Source organism: Fictibacillus arsenicus, from assembly GCF_001642935.1.
GTDB lineage: Bacteria > Bacillota > Bacilli > Bacillales > Fictibacillaceae > Fictibacillus > Fictibacillus arsenicus_B.
Genome location: NZ_CP016761.1, coordinates 2,660,857 through 2,677,785, shown reverse-complemented (window position 1 = coordinate 2,677,785; position 16,929 = coordinate 2,660,857). Strand labels below are relative to the sequence as shown.

The 16,929-nt window shown below is 39.0% G+C and carries 14 protein-coding genes and 1 other annotated feature; of the genes, 13 read left to right on the top strand and 1 reads right to left on the bottom strand.

Annotation, left to right across the window (positions count from 1 at the left end):
- Positions 1 to 32: 32 nt before the first annotated feature.
- Genes ABE41_RS13855 through ysxE form a run of 3 tightly spaced genes read left to right on the top strand, consistent with a single transcriptional unit; the run spans position 33 to position 3,483 of the window.
- Positions 33 to 1,496 (top strand): LysM peptidoglycan-binding domain-containing protein, encoded by a 1,464-nt coding sequence (locus ABE41_RS13855; RefSeq protein ID WP_066291401.1) that lies wholly within the window; start codon positions 33 to 35, stop codon positions 1,494 to 1,496.
- 14 nt (positions 1,497 to 1,510) lie between these two features.
- Positions 1,511 to 2,422: a hypothetical protein gene (locus tag ABE41_RS13850; RefSeq protein ID WP_066291399.1), complete on the top strand. Its 912-nt coding sequence runs from the start codon at positions 1,511 to 1,513 to the stop codon at positions 2,420 to 2,422.
- Positions 2,419 to 3,483 (top strand): spore coat protein YsxE, encoded by a 1,065-nt coding sequence (gene ysxE, locus ABE41_RS13845; RefSeq protein ID WP_066291395.1) that lies wholly within the window; start codon positions 2,419 to 2,421, stop codon positions 3,481 to 3,483. The genes ABE41_RS13850 and ysxE overlap by 4 nt, the downstream gene beginning before the upstream one ends.
- Before the next feature lie 39 nt (positions 3,484 to 3,522).
- Here the strand turns inward: ysxE and ABE41_RS13840 are convergent, their stop codons facing one another.
- Positions 3,523 to 3,717, bottom strand: a complete 195-nt coding sequence (locus ABE41_RS13840) for a hypothetical protein (RefSeq protein WP_066291391.1) — start codon at positions 3,715 to 3,717, stop codon at positions 3,523 to 3,525.
- Positions 3,718 to 3,883: 166 nt separating this feature from the next.
- Positions 3,884 to 4,111 (top strand) — a binding site (T-box leader).
- Positions 4,112 to 4,538: 427 nt separating this feature from the next.
- Between ABE41_RS13840 and ABE41_RS13830 the strand changes: the two genes are divergently transcribed.
- The 10 genes from ABE41_RS13830 (at position 4,539) to minC (ending at position 16,924) form a co-directional block, all read left to right on the top strand.
- The gene (locus ABE41_RS13830; RefSeq protein ID WP_066291383.1) at positions 4,539 to 7,187 is read left to right on the top strand and encodes a valine--tRNA ligase; all 2,649 of its coding nucleotides are present in this window, start codon (positions 4,539 to 4,541) and stop codon (positions 7,185 to 7,187) included.
- Between the two features lie 74 nt (positions 7,188 to 7,261).
- Entirely contained in the window at positions 7,262 to 8,557 is a 1,296-nt protein-coding gene (locus ABE41_RS13825) for a bifunctional folylpolyglutamate synthase/dihydrofolate synthase (protein ID WP_066291376.1), read from the top strand.
- A gap of 100 nt (positions 8,558 to 8,657) precedes the next feature.
- Positions 8,658 to 10,379 carry a sensor domain-containing diguanylate cyclase gene (locus ABE41_RS13820; protein WP_083207813.1) on the top strand — a complete coding sequence of 574 codons (1,722 nt, stop codon included), beginning with the start codon at positions 8,658 to 8,660 and terminating at the stop codon, positions 10,377 to 10,379.
- 410 nt (positions 10,380 to 10,789) lie between these two features.
- On the top strand, positions 10,790 to 11,788 hold the full coding sequence (locus ABE41_RS13815; RefSeq protein ID WP_066291373.1) for an SPOR domain-containing protein: 999 nt from the start codon (positions 10,790 to 10,792) through the stop codon (positions 11,786 to 11,788).
- A gap of 582 nt (positions 11,789 to 12,370) precedes the next feature.
- A complete protein-coding gene (locus tag ABE41_RS13805) occupies positions 12,371 to 12,952 on the top strand; it encodes a Maf family protein (protein ID WP_066291369.1) in 582 nt (193 codons plus the stop codon).
- A gap of 44 nt (positions 12,953 to 12,996) precedes the next feature.
- Positions 12,997 to 13,668, top strand: coding sequence for a RadC family protein (radC, locus tag ABE41_RS13800; protein WP_139343039.1), 672 nt, complete (start codon positions 12,997 to 12,999; stop codon positions 13,666 to 13,668).
- 72 nt (positions 13,669 to 13,740) lie between these two features.
- Complete coding sequence (locus ABE41_RS13795) at positions 13,741 to 14,778, top strand: rod shape-determining protein (RefSeq protein WP_066291366.1); 1,038 nt, start codon at positions 13,741 to 13,743, stop codon at positions 14,776 to 14,778.
- Positions 14,779 to 14,792: 14 nt separating this feature from the next.
- Positions 14,793 to 15,665, top strand: a complete 873-nt coding sequence (gene mreC, locus ABE41_RS13790) for a rod shape-determining protein MreC (protein ID WP_066291362.1) — start codon at positions 14,793 to 14,795, stop codon at positions 15,663 to 15,665.
- Entirely contained in the window at positions 15,662 to 16,183 is a 522-nt protein-coding gene (gene mreD, locus ABE41_RS13785) for a rod shape-determining protein MreD (RefSeq protein WP_083207812.1), read from the top strand. Before mreC ends, mreD begins: the two co-directional genes overlap by 4 nt.
- A gap of 63 nt (positions 16,184 to 16,246) precedes the next feature.
- Entirely contained in the window at positions 16,247 to 16,924 is a 678-nt protein-coding gene (gene minC / locus ABE41_RS13780) for a septum site-determining protein MinC (protein ID WP_083207811.1), read from the top strand.
- The last annotated feature ends 5 nt before the right edge of the window (positions 16,925 to 16,929 follow it).

Sequence of the window (16,929 nt, the reverse complement as noted above, 5' to 3'; positions counted from 1 at the left end):
TAACTATATGCAATTGAAAGGAGGAGAAGGGCATGAGTCAATCGAAGCTGCGTTTCTCCATTGAGGAGTCTGTTTGGCTAAAGAAAGGACAGGAAGTAGCTGAAGTTTTGTCGATGTCACTTGTTCCTGAAATAAACATCAGTGAGGAAGCCGGACAGGTTTATATCAAGGGAGCTCTTATTTTAAACGGTAAATACCGTGCAGAAAAACAGGGTGATCAAGATGGGCAAAATTTAGAAGGGAACCCTTTATCTGAAGGTGTCTCATATCGTTCACTCACCCAGTTGAATGTTGCAGAAGATGGAGTTACAGATCTGGTCCATCGCTTTCCTGTTGACATTACGATTCCGTCCTACCGTGTTGAAGATTCAAACCAGGTGAAGGTTGAAGTAGAGTCTTTTGAATATGAACTTCCTAACTCGACTTGCTTTGAACTTTCAGCATCCATCTGTATTTATGGAATAAAGGATGAAAAACAGCGCCAGGAAAGTCAGGCCTTTGAACTGCCGAAAGAAATAGTACGCTCAGCTGTCGAGGAACGTTCTGATCAGAATGATGAGAAGTCAGAGATATTTACTCCTTTCCAATTTGAAGCTCGCCAAAGCGGAGGCGTACCTTCTCAGCCGCAACAAAATGAATTTCAAGCAAGTTTTAGAGAGGAAGCTTCTGAAGTTAAATCTGAGAAGAAAACAGCTTACGAGTTCAAACCTCATTTTGAAGAGATTGATGATACAACGATGGATGCGACCTTTGATTCATTAAAGTCAATTGCTTTCTCTGATGAGGATATGAGGAATTCGAATAATGAGGAAGAAACAGAAGAACCAGAAACTGAGGAACATTACCTTCCGGAATATGAAGACGCTCAAGAAGAGCTCAAATTTAATGAGAGCCATTCAGAAGAGCAGGAATACGCGAGTTACGATCAGCCGTATGCAGAGCAGAATTATCAGGCTCAAGATGCCTATAACTATCAGCAGAACGCTTATCAGAATCAGCAATCCTATCAACAACCAGAAAGACCATATGAATATAATCCGTATCAGCAGCAATCTTACTCGGCGCAAGAAAACAATTATCAGGATTACCAGGCGCAAAATTACGGAGACCGTCCATATGATGCAGGAGAGTATGGAGAACAAGCGTATCATGATGAACAAGAATACGATGATCAAAGCTATCAGCATACAGAAGAACAAGACCAATCTTATGAATATGAAGCAGAAGCCAGCAGCTATGAAGAACAAGAAGAACAGCAAGCAGAGCGGGAAGAGGAACCCAAGGATGAAAATGCCTTGTATTTAACGAAGATGCTTTCAGGAAAAGAAGACCGCTTCTCAAAAATGAGAATGTATATTCTTCAGCGCGGAGATTCTTTAGAACACATCTGTGAAAGATATGATATCTCCTTAAATACGCTGATGCGCATGAATCAATTGCAGCAGGGTGAAGTATCTGAAGGGCAAATTATCTATATTCCTGTAAGTTCACGCTAAAATGAGGTGCTGCCATGGGGCTCATTAACCTCTTAGAAAATGAATATGATTTATATGGGGTGAGATGGAAGCAGGAGCCTCATATTATCATGACCGATTTTGGAGAGAAACGATTAAGGTATTGGAAAGATGAAGAGATGTTAAAATGGCATGTCAGATGGCGCGATGAGTCTTCAAAAGGCTCTGGCGCCGTACCTGACAGAATGATTCGAACAAGAGATGGAGACGCAGCGGTATTTGACGGCAAGCACTGGATTACCCTTCATGACTATGCTGATACTCTGTTTGGCTGCGAAGAAGTAGAGCGGTGGGGACAATTTATTGGTCAGTTGTTAAAGGTTTCTGTACAAGGAAACTATAAAAATGATCAATCTGTTGAACACCCTGTATTTGATTTTAGCCATTGTTTGGAATTAGCTCAAAAATACACTGATGGAAGTTTCCAAATTTTAAATACAAGTATAGCTGAAGCAAACAAGAGACTTCTATTCGCTGAGGCGCTTAATAAAAAAGTTCAAAACACCGAAGTTCCAATCTTGGAAAAAGAAATAAGAATTGCGAATGGAAAAAGAATCTTTCACTTTTTATTTTACCAAGGTGGTGATTCTAAACCGGTACAAAGTTACAAGCCGATACGAAATTTCTTATTCGAATGGCTGGAACACAATTCACCTTTGTCATTAAAAATGCTTCTGACTGAAATTGATCGTATCTTCCCATTACAAGGTGATCATGGGTTGCTATTGTTAGCCGAAATTACAACACCATGGGAACTAACTGATTGTCTGAATCGATTAGACAACACCAATTTAGAAAAGATGGTTGAAGGCATGAACATGTACGAAGCCATTTGGGATGTAAACCGGACTTTCCTTAAAACGGTTACTGAATGGTTTGATGAAAACAGAAGGAAGGTGGCCCTATGACAACGGAAAAGGAAACACTAAATTACGGGCCCGTCCTTTTTCATTATGATCTGTTTCCTGAAAAGCTTGAACGTCACGGAAAAGTAAAGAAGGTCATAACGAAAAGAGGAACTTTTGCACTTAAAGAAGCAGAGATGAACGAGGAAGAACGAAGCTGGTTCACACATGTTATTCAAAGGCTTTCAGAAATTGGTTTCCATCAGGTAGTACCATTGTATCCGACCAAATTTGGTGACTATACTGTTCAGCTTGGACCAAAAACCTATTACCTCATGCCATGGTTTGCATCAGATGAGAGAAATGAAAGAGCAAAGGATGAGGTGCTGCTTGATCATCTCGGCAAAGTGCATGCTCTGACACTCAAAGAACAAGACTTTTCAAATGAAGTCGTCGAACATTCTTATCAATATTTAATGAACAGGTGGGAAAACCGGCAGTTTGAAATGGAAAGGTTTACGGAAGAAGCTGAACAAAAAACGTATATGTCACCTTTTGAATTAACGTATTTAAGCCATTTTCATCAAATAATGAGAATGACTGAAGAAGCCAAAAGAAGATTAAAAGAATGGTACGATACTTGTCAGCGTGAAAAGCGATATAGAAGTGTCCTGTGCCATGGAAAAGTTTCCCGTAATCATTTGATATTTAATCCTACAGGGGAAGCCCATCTTCTGAACTTTGAAAAAGCTGTGCTGGACACTCCTGTAAGAGATTTGGCTTTATATTTCCGGAGAGCTGCACATCAGAGAGACTGGGTGATTGAAGAAGGTAAGTTATTATTGGATTTATATGAGAAACATGTACCGCTTTTAAATGAAGAACGAGGATTATTAATCAGCTATTTATCATATCCGGAACCGGTATTTAATACAGTTGATCTATACTGCAGCAAAAGAACTCAATATTCTCAAATCGAATTGGTGCACAGGCTTGAGAGCAGAATAAGAGCCATGAAAAAGATACGCGATTTTTGTGATGCTATTATGATAGCTCCTCCGCCAGCTCTAGAGGAAAATGCACCAAATAAAATTCATATAAATAATGAAGAAGATCACATATAGCACCATATATGTGATCTTCTTGTTTAGTTTAGTTTGATCCTAAAATATTTCATAAGCAATACCAAAATGCAATGCAAGGAGAATCAAAATAATGAAAAAATCTACAGCTGAGGGAAATAATAAAGTGCGGATCAGCTGAAAGATAATAAGCGGCACTGTTAATTGCCCGATTGCATTTTTAACGGTTAGAAGCCAGCCAGGAAAGCGGGCTTTCCTAAAATATCTCCGAGCCAAGAAGAAGCCCCCCATTCGCCCATTTTATATAACTTATGCATCGTGTTTAAAGACGTGAAAGACGGGCTTCACCAAATTTATTTTTGTGCATAGAATAACTTTTACAAGTTAAGGTTATCCTATTGACTAAAATTAGCACTCTTGTATAAAATATAATCAGATTCTATATTGTGCGTAGACAGGGAATAGTACAAATGCAACACCTTTTAGAGAGAGGATTCATCTGCTGAAAGAATCCTTAAGGCTAGTTGGTTGGAAGTCGCCCTTGAGCATCTTCTTTGAACAATGAAGTAGAAGAAGACGGTAAATCCGTTATCGATGAAGAGTACAGCAAGTTAATTTGAACTTGCCGTAAATTAAGGTGGTACCGCGGAAAAGTCCTTTCGTCCTTTAAGACGATTGGGCTTTTTTTGTTTTTTAGAAAGGTTGTTTTCGCAAACTTTGTTGCTCCTTGAAGTGGTTGATTTCCGTTCCAGGATGCTCGCTTTCCGCGGGGCGTGCGGTGAGCTTCCTTTGCGCTTCGCACCATTAGGAGTCTCAATGAAGCATGTGTGCTCCTGCGTCTACAAGCAACTCCTAACGAAGAGAGTTTCCTCGTCGCATGCCTTGCGAGAAGGATACTCAGGTGGCTGGCACGCTGATCCCGCAGGACAAGGAAGGCTTCGGCAGCTTTAAATCGCACGAAGAAAATGTGAAGTTCATTTTCGAGGAGTCTCGCACCTTGCACTCCAATCAACCTTGTCAATGAAGAGAATCAACAAAAAAGTTAAAAGCAAAAATCTTTTAGAGAAGAGCCTTTAGAAATAAAAGGAGGAGAAATGATGACGAACGAACAGAAAGAACTTACGATGCCGACAAAGTATGATCCGAAGGCTACAGAAGAAAACCGTTATGAATTCTGGCTGAAAGGAAAATTCTTTGAAGCAAAAGGCGACAAAGAGAAAGAGCCATATACAATTGTTATTCCGCCGCCGAACGTAACCGGAAAACTTCACCTTGGTCATGCTTGGGATACTGCACTGCAGGATATTCTTACACGTACAAAACGCATGCAAGGCTTTGATGTTTTATGGCTGCCTGGAATGGATCACGCAGGCATTGCAACTCAAGCTAAGGTTGAAGGGAAGCTTCGTGAAGAGGGAATTTCCCGCTATGATCTTGGGCGTGAAAAGTTTCTCGAGAAATCATGGGAATGGAAAGAGGAATATGCTCATTTTATCCGCCAGCAATGGGCAAAACTTGGTCTTGGATTAGATTACTCCCGTGAACGCTTTACATTAGACGAAGGGCTTTCAGAAGCGGTAAAAGAGGTATTCGTAACGCTCTACGAAAAAGGTTTGATCTATCGCGGCGAGTATATCATCAACTGGGATCCTCAAACAAAAACAGCACTTTCTGATATAGAAGTTATTCACCAGGATGTTCAGGGTGCTTTCTATCATATGAAATATCCGCTGGCAGATGGTTCAGGATATATTGAAGTAGCTACTACTCGTCCAGAAACAATGCTTGGAGATACGGCTATCGCAGTACATCCGAAAGATGAGCGCTATCAGCATCTAATCGGTAAAAAGGCAATCTTGCCAATTGTTGGACGTGAGATTGAGATCGTAGGTGATGACTACGTAGATATGGAATTTGGTTCAGGGGCTGTAAAAATCACACCTGCTCATGACCCTAACGACTTTGAGATCGGAAACAGACATAACCTTGAACGTATCTTGGTAATGGATGAAGGCGGAAAGATGAACGAAAATGCCGGGAAATATCAAGGGCTTGATCGTTTTGAGTGCCGAAAACAAATTGTAAAAGACCTCCAAGATCAAGGAGTTCTATTTAAAATTGAAGAACACATGCATTCGGTGGGGCACTCTGAGAGAAGCGGTGCTGTAGTAGAACCTTACCTATCTACTCAATGGTTCGTAAAAATGAAGCCACTTGCAGAAGAAGCAATCAAGCTTCAAAGCAGCGAAGACAAAGTCAATTTCGTTCCAGACCGTTTTGAAAACACGTATTTGCGCTGGATTGAAAACATCCGTGACTGGTGTATTTCACGCCAGCTATGGTGGGGACACCGTATTCCAGCTTGGTTCCATAAAGAAACAGGTGAAATCTACGTTGGAAAAACAGAACCTAATGATCCTGAAAATTGGGAGCAGGATACAGATGTCCTTGATACGTGGTTCTCGTCAGCTCTTTGGCCTTTTTCAACAATGGGATGGCCGGATGAAGAATCTGCTGATTTAAAACGCTACTTCCCTGGAAATGTGCTTGTAACAGGATATGATATTATTTCATTCTGGGTATCAAGAATGATTTTCCAATCGCTTGAGTTCACTGATCAAAAGCCATTTAATGATGTATTGATTCACGGACTTGTTCGAGATTCTGAAGGGCGTAAGATGAGTAAGTCACTTGGAAACGGTGTAGATCCGATGGATGTTATCGAGAAATACGGTGCGGATGCACTAAGATTCTTCTTAACTACCGGAAGCTCTCCTGGAAACGACCTCCGATTCTATTGGGAAAAAGTGGAGTCTACTTGGAACTTTGCTAATAAAATTTGGAACGCATCCCGTTTTGCACTTATGAATATGGATGGCTTGCAATACGATGAGATTGATTTGAGCGGCAAAAAGTCACTTGCTGACCAATGGATCCTGACTCGTCTTAACGAAACGTCAGAAGACATTACAAGACTGATTGATGCCTATGAATTTGGAGAAGTTGGACGTCTTCTTTATAACTTCATCTGGGATGATTTTTGTGACTGGTATATCGAGATGGCAAAACTGCCGCTTTATGGAGAAGATGAAGAAGCTAAGAAAACAACTCGTTCTGTTTTGGCTTATGTACTGGACCAGACACTTCGATTGCTTCACCCGTTCATGCCGTTTATTACAGAAGAAATCTGGCAGCATCTGCCTCACGAAGGTGAATCTATCACTGTTGCCTCTTGGCCGGTAAAACGAGATGACCTTCATTTCCCAGAAGCTGCAAATGAATTTGCTCTTGTAACTGAAGTGATCCGCTCTGTTCGTAACATCCGCTCAGAAATGAACGTTGCACCGAGCAAGCCGATCGAACTCCAAATCAAGCCGAAAAATAAAGAGATTTTAAAAGCTCTGGAAACAAACCGCAACTATTTAGTACGTTTTTGCAACCCGAGCGAACTTTTGATTTCTGATGAAATCTCAGCACCAGAAAAGAGCATGAGCACCGTTTTAACTGGGCTTGAAATGTATCTTCCTCTTGAAGGATTGCTGAATATTGAAGAAGAGATCAAGCGTCTTGAAAAAGAAGCGGAAAAATATGCGAAAGAAGTAGAACGTGTACAGAAAAAATTAAGCAACGAAGGTTTTATGAAAAAAGCACCTGAAAAGGTTATTGCTGAAGAGCGTGCAAAAGAAAGTGATTATCAGGAAAAATATGATAACGTTCAAGCACGTATAAAAGAGCTTCAAAGCTAACAGTTTACGATTATGAGGCGGATCCTTTTATGCAGGATTCGCCTTCTTTTACGTTATGAAAGGCGGGCTTAAGTTTGAATTCCTATAATGAAACATTAACATGGATACATGGTTTATTGAAGTTTGGTATAAAGCCAGGATTGAAGAGAGTGGAATGGCTGCTGCAAAGAACAGGGAACCCGGAGAAAAAAATTAAATGTATACATATTGCCGGAACAAACGGAAAAGGATCTACTGTTGAGTATTTACGGAGTATTTTTAATGAAGCTGGCTACAATGTTGGAACCTTTACTTCTCCATATCTCATTACTTTTAATGAAAGAGTTTCAATTAATAAAGAACCTATTAAAAACGATGAATTGCTGGAATATGCAAAATTGCTAAAACCGTTGGTTGATGAACTGACTGAAACTTCTTTAGGCAGTCCGACAGAGTTTGAAGTGATCACTGTCATTTCATTGCTATATTTTGCAAAAAAGCAGCCGGATATCGTTATTTATGAAACAGGATTAGGCGGTTTATATGATTCAACAAATGTAATTTCACCAATATTAAGTCTGATTTCAAATATTGGATATGACCATATGGGAATTTTAGGGGACACCATTGAAGAAATTGCATTTCAAAAAGCTGGGATCATAAAAAAAGAGGTTTCGGTAATCACAACTGTTGAACAGATTGAAGCTTTAAATGTGATAGAGAAGAAGGCTAATACAGTACATTCCGACACTTATATTCTTGGCAGGGATTTTTCTGTTTTGCATAAGAAGAGTTCCGACAATGGAGAAGAGTTTTTATACACAGGGCTTGAAAATTCAAATATTTCAGCAGAATTATCGATGAAAGGCATCCATCAAGTAAAAAATGCCGGACTTGCTCTGGCTGCCGTTGAATATTTGACAAGAAAGGGTTTTTACAGAATTGATCCAGAAAAAATTAAAACCGGATTATTTCGTGCAAATTGGGCGGGCAGGTTTGAAAAAGTTTCATCATCACCCGATATAATCATTGATGGCGCTCATAATCATCAAGGAATCCAAGCACTGAGACTAACGATAGAAAATCATTATAAGGGCAGAAAGGTTTATTTGCTGTTTGCCGCATTGCATGATAAAGCTTATAAAAACATGATGAAAGAGCTAGAGAATATTATAGATGAGGCATATTTCACTACCTTTGACTTTCCAAGAGCAGCATCAGCAGAGCAGTTATTAGCTGAAAGCCCTTTTCAAAAGTCGTGTGCCATCTCTTCCTGGAAGGATGCTTTAAAAGAGGCAATGAAAAAATTAAAAGAAGAGGATGTCCTTGTCATCACTGGATCTCTTTACTTTATTTCAGAAGTTAGAAAAAGTTTTCAAAATATGGAATAACATTTATTGTAATTTTTTGAACTTTTGATAAAATAAAAAGATAAGATAAATGTACTAGTAAAATAGATGTGTATATAGAACATTAATAGGGGGGGAAGCCGTGAGTTCACAGATGAATAATATGAGAAAACGCAAATATCTAGTAGTGGCATGGCTGATTTTATTCCCTCTGGCGTTGTGGACTGCCGTGCAAATGACAAATAACCAGCCGGATTTAAATTTAATCGACTTGGGTATTATTTCGCTTTTAGCGATTATCGTTTCTTTGTTTCCTATTAAGGTTCTTAATACGAATATTTCTTTTATGTCGGGTATAAATTTAGCTGTCTTTTTATACTATGGTTTAACAGTTGCTTTATCTATGACGCTGCTATCTGTAATGGCCATGTTTTTTTCGCTTAAAGTTAATGTTTTCAAAGAGTATTACAGATATATGGCTAATACCCTTATGTTTTCCTGGCTCATTATTTGTGAGGCGAGTGTTTTTTATCAGCTCGGTGGAGTAACAGGTGCATTTGATTTAAATGAACCGATTAATTTAATACCTGTTTTTGGGTATGTTTTAACAGGGTTAGTACTGAATCATGTCGGATTGTACTTCATTATTACTGTTCTTTATGAGGAATCCAGTCGTTTTATTGAATGGGATGCGTTATGGGATCTAGTTTCAGAAGTTCTTGCTATACCAGTTGGACTAATGCTGTACGTTCTATATTCCCAATTAGGGCAGCCTGCTATTTTTTATGTAGGGCTTCCGTTTATATCACTTTCAATCATTATTAAACTCTATCATTCTAGCGAACAGATAAATGTTTCCTTGCAAAAAGCGAGCGAGATTGGTCAGCAGCTTTCGGAGCATTTAAAAGTAAATCATATTTTAGATGTTTTTATTGAAAAACTCATTGCATTTATGTTTGTTGATTTTGCCTTTATATATGACGCAGATGCTGGTGAACATTTAAAAATCATTAGAAAGTATGAAAGTGAAGAAGGCATTCTGGCTTCTGTTCCTATTAAAAAGCATGAAGCGATCAGCGGAAAAGTATGGTCTACCGGAAAAAGTATCAGGTACTGCAAGTTGAAAGCGTGGCGGGAAATATCTGAAACTTTCTTTCAGGGTAAAGCAGAATCTGTAGTAGCCGTTCCTATGATTCGAAATCAAAAAATCGTCGGAATTATTACTTTTGCTTCTAAGAAGAAACATGCATACCAAAAGCACCATCTGATTATTTTAGAGATTTTAGCAAACTATTTAGCGGTTGCCATTGATAATGCTAGAAACTATGAATCCACAAAGCTCAAAAGTGAGCAGTGTCCATTAACTGGTCTATATAATTACAGGTACTTTGAGGATCTTCTGGCTAGTATGTATAACAACTACGAATATTTCAGAAAACAATTCTCTGTTATATTGCTAGATATCGATCATTTCAAAGCAGTAAATGATTCTTACGGTCATCAAAGCGGCAATGATGTACTCATAATGCTTGCTAGAAGGCTGGAGGATTTTATTGGAGAACGCGGGACAGTAGCCCGATATGGCGGGGAAGAATTTATTATTCTTCTGCCTGAATCTGGCGGGAAAGAATGTTTAGAAATAGCTGAAGAGCTTCGTTCTGTAATTTCGGACAACGGATTTGAAATACACAATGATTTAACCGATAAGTGTAAACATAAGATATACATAACTGCGAGTATTGGGGTAGCTACTGCTCCTCATCAAGGAGAAGACCCATTAACACTAGTAAGAAATGCCGACAGAGCAATGTATACAGGTGCAAAACAACAAGGCCGCAATAAAGTGGCAGCTTATATAGGATAGTCCCGAAAGACCTCAGGAATTCATCTGGGGTCTTTTAATTTGGCATTTTTTTAAAGATTGTTGCTATAGTAAGATTTTTTATCAGTCCTTCATTGAAAAGTTAATTGAAGTGGAAGGGCGAGACTCCTCGAAAATGAACTTCACATTTTCTTCGTGCGTGTTAAGCTGCCGGAGCCTTCCTTGTCCTGCAGGATGAGTGGGACAGGTGAGACCATTCAAAGTCGCATTGCGATGAATGGGCTTACCGCACACCCTGCGGAAAGCAAGCCCTGCAACGGAAATCAACCTCATTCTAAAGCAACCTACTTTACGAAAACCGACTTTAATTTTGAATTTGAATCTGCTTTTTCAGTTCTATTAAATAACAATTTGCATATGATTTAGTAGATGCTAGAGAGGAGCGGATGGACTTGAAACAGGAGATTTCGATATTAATAAATGGTAAGGAAAAACGATATAGTGAAAGTGAATCCAACAAAGAGCAAGAGAAATCAAGCAATGAAATAGCAGCAGCTATTGAAGTATTAGATAGAGATAATTTCATGGTGCTTGCAGAACCTTTAAAGAAAAATGAAATATCATTTAAAAGAAAGAAAATGAATTTGTTTTCTAAAAGAAGGACAGGCTTTTATCTTCCTCAAAAAGGCAAATCATTGCCGAAGCAGATCTTAGCAGCAGTTATGGCAGCAATAGTAACTGGAACCGTTTTAGGAATCATGGTTTTGATGGTATTTTCAACAGATATCACAGAAGCTGGAAATCTAAAACCTGAAACTGCTCCGGTTCAAAAAGAAAAGTCTCCATCTGGAAAAAAACTTGTTTCATTGCCTCCTATAAACCTAGAATTTTCAGCCCTGCAGGCTGGCGTATTTTCAACAAAAGAAAGAGCTGAAGACGTTGTAAAATCCATTGAAGATAAAGGATTTTCCGCAGTAATCATCTCCGCTGGTGATGAAAAATCTGCCGTAATTGTAGGGATAGCAAATGAAAAACACCAACTAGAAAGCTATGGTGAAAGCTATCAAAAGGAAATGGAAAAACCACTCGTTAAAACACTGTCTTTCTCATTCGACGACCTAAAAACACCGAGCAATTTAGACGAAACATATTTCACTAATGGCCAGATTCTTCTGCAAAATGTATTAACCCTTTCACAAATGCCTGGCACAAAGGAATCTGGACTTGATCAAACTTTAAGTGATTTTAATAAATGGAAACAATACGGACAGAAACAAAAGAAAAACTGGAAGGACGAAACAGCTAATGCTGCATCAGTCTTCGAAAAACAGCTAGAAGGTGCTTTTCTAGCTTTGAAAGATACAAAGAAAGGTGAACTTAACTGGGCATTTCAGCAAAAGGCTATGGACAGTCTTCAATCTTATAAACAATTGCTTCAGACATTAAAATAGAAAAACCTTTTAAGAAAAGCAGAGAAGCCTCCCCTTTCTCTGCTTTTCTATCTGTACTTTTCTTGTAAACAAAGCACTACTATATAATTTTTTTGTTTTTGAAGGTTTTGTGAAAGGCTTCTTTGACTAGTTGATTGAAGCGTAAGGTGCGAGACTCCTGCGGGATTAGCGTGCCAGCTACCTGAGTATTCTTCTCGCAAGGCATGCGACGAGGAAGCTCGCTTCGCTGTTGTTTTTCTTGTAGACACAGGAGCAGCATTTTAAATCTTTCACCATGGCTCACCGCACGCCCCGCGGAAAGAGAGCACTCTGGAGCGGAAATCAACGGCTTAGTCTGTCTGTTTTCCTATCATGGATGTCTTGAATTCTATAAATGCAACTGCCGAGTCTGCCTTTTTAAGCACTTTCGAGAAATTTGTCAAAAATCGTCTATGAATGTTTCCATTTGCCCACATAAAAAAGGCGAAAATGCCGAAAAACTAATAGAAGTAAGTTTTTGGCGTCGTTTGTCTTTTTTTTACAAGTTTGTTATTGTAAAACTGTGTAAATTTAACATCAATGAACGAATTGAAAGGTGATTACATGAAACACCTCATTTTAGCCTCTTCTTCACCTCGAAGATATGAACTTCTGTCATTAACGCTTCTTCCATTTGAAACATATCCTAGTACACTTGAAGAAAAAATGGATCCCAATCTTACTCCAAGTCAATTGGTACAATCACTTGCAGAACAAAAAGCATCAGATGTTCTTACATATAAACCAAATGATGTTATTTTAGGTGCTGATACAATTGTTGCTTATGGAAACAAACGGCTTGGGAAACCTCAAAATGAAAAAGAAGCTGTCGAAACGCTCAGGATGCTGTCTGGTCAGACACATGATGTTTACACTGGTGTTTGTATTATGGATCAAGAAAAGAAACGTTTATTTTCAGTAAAGACAAGTGTGACATTTTATCCGCTTAGCGAAGAAACGATTTGCTGGTACATCAGCACTGGTGAGCCTTTTGACAAAGCAGGAAGCTATGGCATTCAAGGTTCAGGTTCTTTACTCGTAGAAAAAATTCATGGTGATTATTTTAGTGTTGTAGGTTTGCCGGTATCCAGAGTGGTAAGAACACTAAGTGAATTCGGATTTTCTTTCACCGGGTCAGTCAGATAGACTGAATGAACGAGGGAGGAACGTAAGTGGCAACAAAACCGCTTATGATTAAAGATTATCCATTACAGGAAAGACCAAGGGAAAGGCTGTTGCAAGACGGTCCTGATACCCTGTCCAACTATGAATTATTAGCCATCCTTTTACGTACAGGAACAAAACAGATGTCTGCCATACAGCTTTCACACCATATTATTCAGCATTTTGAAGGATTAAGACATTTGAAAGATGCTTCGATTGGCGAGCTGAAAGAAATCAACGGCATTGGGCCTGCCAAAGCGGTAGAACTAATTGCTGCTATTGAAATCGGCAAACGGATCAGCCGGCTTCAATTTGAAGAGAGATATACAATCCGGTCCCCAGAAGATGGTGCAAGATACTTAATGGATGAACTGCGCTTTTTGCACCAGGAACACTTTGTATGTTTGTATTTGAATACTAAAAATCAAGTACTTCATAAGAAGACAGTCTTTATTGGCAGTCTGAATACTTCTATCGTTCATCCGCGTGAGGTGTTCAAAGAGGGTTTGAAGCGATCGAGTGCTTCGATTATTTGTTTTCACAATCATCCCAGTGGAGATCCCGCTCCAAGCAGGGAAGATATTGAAGTTACTAAAAGGTTAGTAGAGTGTGGAAAAATGCTGGGAATCGAAGTGCTGGATCACATTATTATAGGTGATCAAAAATACGTAAGTTTAAAAGAAAAAGGATATGTTTAACATTGTCTTTTGATTCTTTTATAGCGTATAATCAAACGTATGAGTTTTGCTTGATGAAAGGAGTTTACATAAATGTTTGGTGGATTTTCAAGAGATTTAGGAATTGATTTAGGAACTGCAAACACACTTGTTTACGTGAAGGGCAAGGGTGTTGTTGTGCGTGAACCTTCCGTTGTTGCTTTGCGTACTGACACAGGGTCAATTGAGGCAGTAGGTAATGCTGCAAAAAATATGATCGGCCGTACACCGGGGAATATTGTAGCTGTAAGACCTATGAAGGACGGGGTTATTGCGGATTTTGAAACAACTGCTACTATGATGAAGTATTTTATTCAGCAAGCACAAAAAAACCGTTCTGTTTTCGCGCGCAAGCCATATGTAATGGTTTGCGTACCGTCTGGTATAACAGCTGTGGAAAAACGTGCTGTTGAGGATGCTACAAAGCAAGCTGGTGCACGTGAAGCTTATACGATTGAAGAGCCGTTTGCGGCAGCAATCGGAGCTGATCTTCCTGTATGGGAGCCAACTGGAAGCATGGTTGTTGACATTGGCGGAGGTACGACAGAAGTTGCTATTATCTCTCTTGGAGGTATCGTAACGAGTCAGTCAATTCGTATCGCAGGTGATGAGATGGATGATGCAATCATCGCTTACATTAAAAAGACTTATAACTTAATGATTGGTGAAAGAACTGCAGAAACTCTTAAACTTGAAATCGGATCTGCTGGAACACCTGAAGGTATTGAAGACATGGATATTCGTGGACGAGATTTATTGACAGGTCTCCCAAAAACGATTACGATTACTGCGGAAGAAGTTTCCAGCGCGTTGCGTGATACGGTTAATAGCATTATGGATGCTGTAAAAGTAACTCTTGAAAAAACGCCCCCAGAGCTTGCTGCTGACATTATGGATCGCGGTATCGTTCTTACTGGCGGAGGAGCTTTATTGAGAAACTTGGATAAAGTGATAAGTGAAGAGACAAAAATGCCTGTTATCGTGGCGGAAAACGCATTGGATTGTGTAGCAGTAGGAACTGGCCGAGCGCTTGAAAATCTGCATCTTTTCAAATCCAAAGCTGGTATTACTTCTAGATCTAAATCCAAGTAAGTAGGTGTATTTTCATGCCACATTTTTTTTCGAATAAACGGCTTATCATTCTGCTAGTCAGTATTATTATTCTAGTAGCTTTGATCGGTTTTTCGATGAAAAAAAGGGAAAGCCTAACCTTACCTGAGCAGTTTTTAAAAGATTCTGCAGGACTAACACAAACGATTTTCTATAAACCCGCTAATACAATAGCGGGTTTCTTTGAGAATTTAGCTGAAATGAAACAGCTTTACAAAGAGAATCAAATGTTAAAAGCAAGGTTAGATGAGTACGCAAAATTATATGTACAGTACCAGGAAGTTAAGAAAACGAATGAAACGTTAAAAGCACAGCTTGATAAAGAAGAAGATCTAACTGACTTCAAGGTGCGCGAAGCAACTGTGATCGGCAGGTCTCCTGATCAATGGAATCAATTTATTTATATCAACAAAGGGGAAAAAGACGGAATTAAGCCAAAGATGGCAGTTATTTCGCCCCAGGGTTTTATAGGTAAAGTGACGAATGTTTCTCTGTTTCAATCCACTGTTCAGCTTATAAGTGATAATGACCGGACAAACCGTTTTTCTGCAATTGTTCAAGGAGAAAGAAATATTTTTGGAACGATAGAAGGATACGATACGAAACGACAGGCTTTGCTGTTTAAAAAGATTCCGGTGGATGCGAAGATTAAAAAAGGTCAAAAAGTTATTACTTCAGGCCTAGGAGATGTTTTTCCTCCTAATCTTCTAATCGGGGAAGTTATTGATATTGAACCAGATGAAGTCGGTTTAACTCAGACTGCTTATTTAAAACCTTCTGCTGATTTGTATGATTTGGATCATGTGATGGTTCTCGAAAGAGAGATGCCTGCAGTAGATGAAAGTTTAAAAGAAAAGGAGGAAGAATGATGAAAAAAATCCTTCTTCCTTTTCTTATCTATTTAGCATTTATTAGTGAGAGTTCCTTGATGCAAGCTTTATTGCCGCAGGAGAACAATATGGAATGGCAATTTATTCCTCGTTTCTCTATGGTAATGATTTTATTTATTGCTATATATTTAAATTCGACGTATGGACTGGTCTATGGACTAGGATTTGGACTCCTTACTGATTTGCTTTATACAGATATTATTGGTGTATACTTATTTTCAATGGCTGCAACCGCCTATATTACATCTGTTTTCTCAAGATATCTGTTCGGAAACCTTATCGTTACACTGCTTCTTTCCATTGTTGGTGTAGCTATCCTAGAGTTTTTTGTTTATGGTTTAAACAGTCTTATTGGGATCAGCTATCAAATGATAGATATGTTTCTCTATAAAAGATTGTTGCCTACCCTCATCTTAAACGGTTTCTTTGCGATACTCATTTATTATCCATATGTGAAGCAGCTAAACCTGCTGAAGGATACTCTAAAAGAAAACTAACTCCAGCAAAGAGGAATTTAGACCTAGCTGTCGAATGTTAGTACGTTGAGGTGAACAATGGCAATGGTACAGAAACTGCAGCACAACGTAACAATAAAAGGTACAAAAGACGGCCTCATTTTGTTGTTGGATGATAAATGTTCCTTCGAAAAAATTATTGAGGAACTCCATGATAAATTAACTGCAAACAGTGGACAGCTGCTCAATGGTCCAGTTATTTCTGTTAAAGTGAAAGCAGGAACGAGATATGTTACTGCTGAACAAGAAGAGAAATTGCGGGAAGTTTTAAAACAAAAGGAGAATCTGATCTTAGAACATATTGAATCAGATGTTATCACCAAAGCAGAAGCTGAGGAACTGAGAAAAGATGCACAGGTAGTGACCGTTTCAAAGATTGTTAGATCCGGACAGGTATTAGATATTCAGGGTGATTTGCTTCTTGTAGGTGATGTAAACCCGGGTGGAACTGTAATCGCTACCGGTAACATTTATATTCTGGGTGCCTTAAAAGGAATCGCTCATTGCGGAAGCAAAGGGAATGAAGAAGCGATCATTGCTGCTTCTGTTATGAAACCTTCTCAGCTAAGGATTGCACATCATATTAATAGAGCACCAGACTCTTATCCTGATTTGGGGAATGAGATGGAGTTTGCTTACATATCCAAAGAGGAACAACAGATTCGGATCGATCGGATCAGTACTGTTCACCGACTTAGACCGACGTTGAACAGCTTGGTATAGAAAGG

What these genes read in the sequence shown, in the direction of transcription:
- mreD (WP_083207812.1), top strand. Translation starts at nt 15,662, where the DNA reads ATGATGAAAAAAATCCTTCTTCCTTTTCTTATCTATTTAGCATTTATT.
- ABE41_RS13850 (WP_066291399.1), top strand. Translation starts at nt 1,511, where the DNA reads ATGGGGCTCATTAACCTCTTAGAAAATGAATATGATTTATATGGGGTG.
- minC (WP_083207811.1), top strand. Translation starts at nt 16,247, where the DNA reads ATGGTACAGAAACTGCAGCACAACGTAACAATAAAAGGTACAAAAGAC.
- mreC (WP_066291362.1), top strand. Translation starts at nt 14,793, where the DNA reads ATGCCACATTTTTTTTCGAATAAACGGCTTATCATTCTGCTAGTCAGT.
- ABE41_RS13855 (WP_066291401.1), top strand. Translation starts at nt 33, where the DNA reads ATGAGTCAATCGAAGCTGCGTTTCTCCATTGAGGAGTCTGTTTGGCTA.
- ABE41_RS13830 (WP_066291383.1), top strand. Translation starts at nt 4,539, where the DNA reads ATGACGAACGAACAGAAAGAACTTACGATGCCGACAAAGTATGATCCG.
- ABE41_RS13805 (WP_066291369.1), top strand. Translation starts at nt 12,371, where the DNA reads ATGAAACACCTCATTTTAGCCTCTTCTTCACCTCGAAGATATGAACTT.
- ABE41_RS13795 (WP_066291366.1), top strand. Translation starts at nt 13,741, where the DNA reads ATGTTTGGTGGATTTTCAAGAGATTTAGGAATTGATTTAGGAACTGCA.
- radC (WP_139343039.1), top strand. Translation starts at nt 12,997, where the DNA reads ATGATTAAAGATTATCCATTACAGGAAAGACCAAGGGAAAGGCTGTTG.
- ysxE (WP_066291395.1), top strand. Translation starts at nt 2,419, where the DNA reads ATGACAACGGAAAAGGAAACACTAAATTACGGGCCCGTCCTTTTTCAT.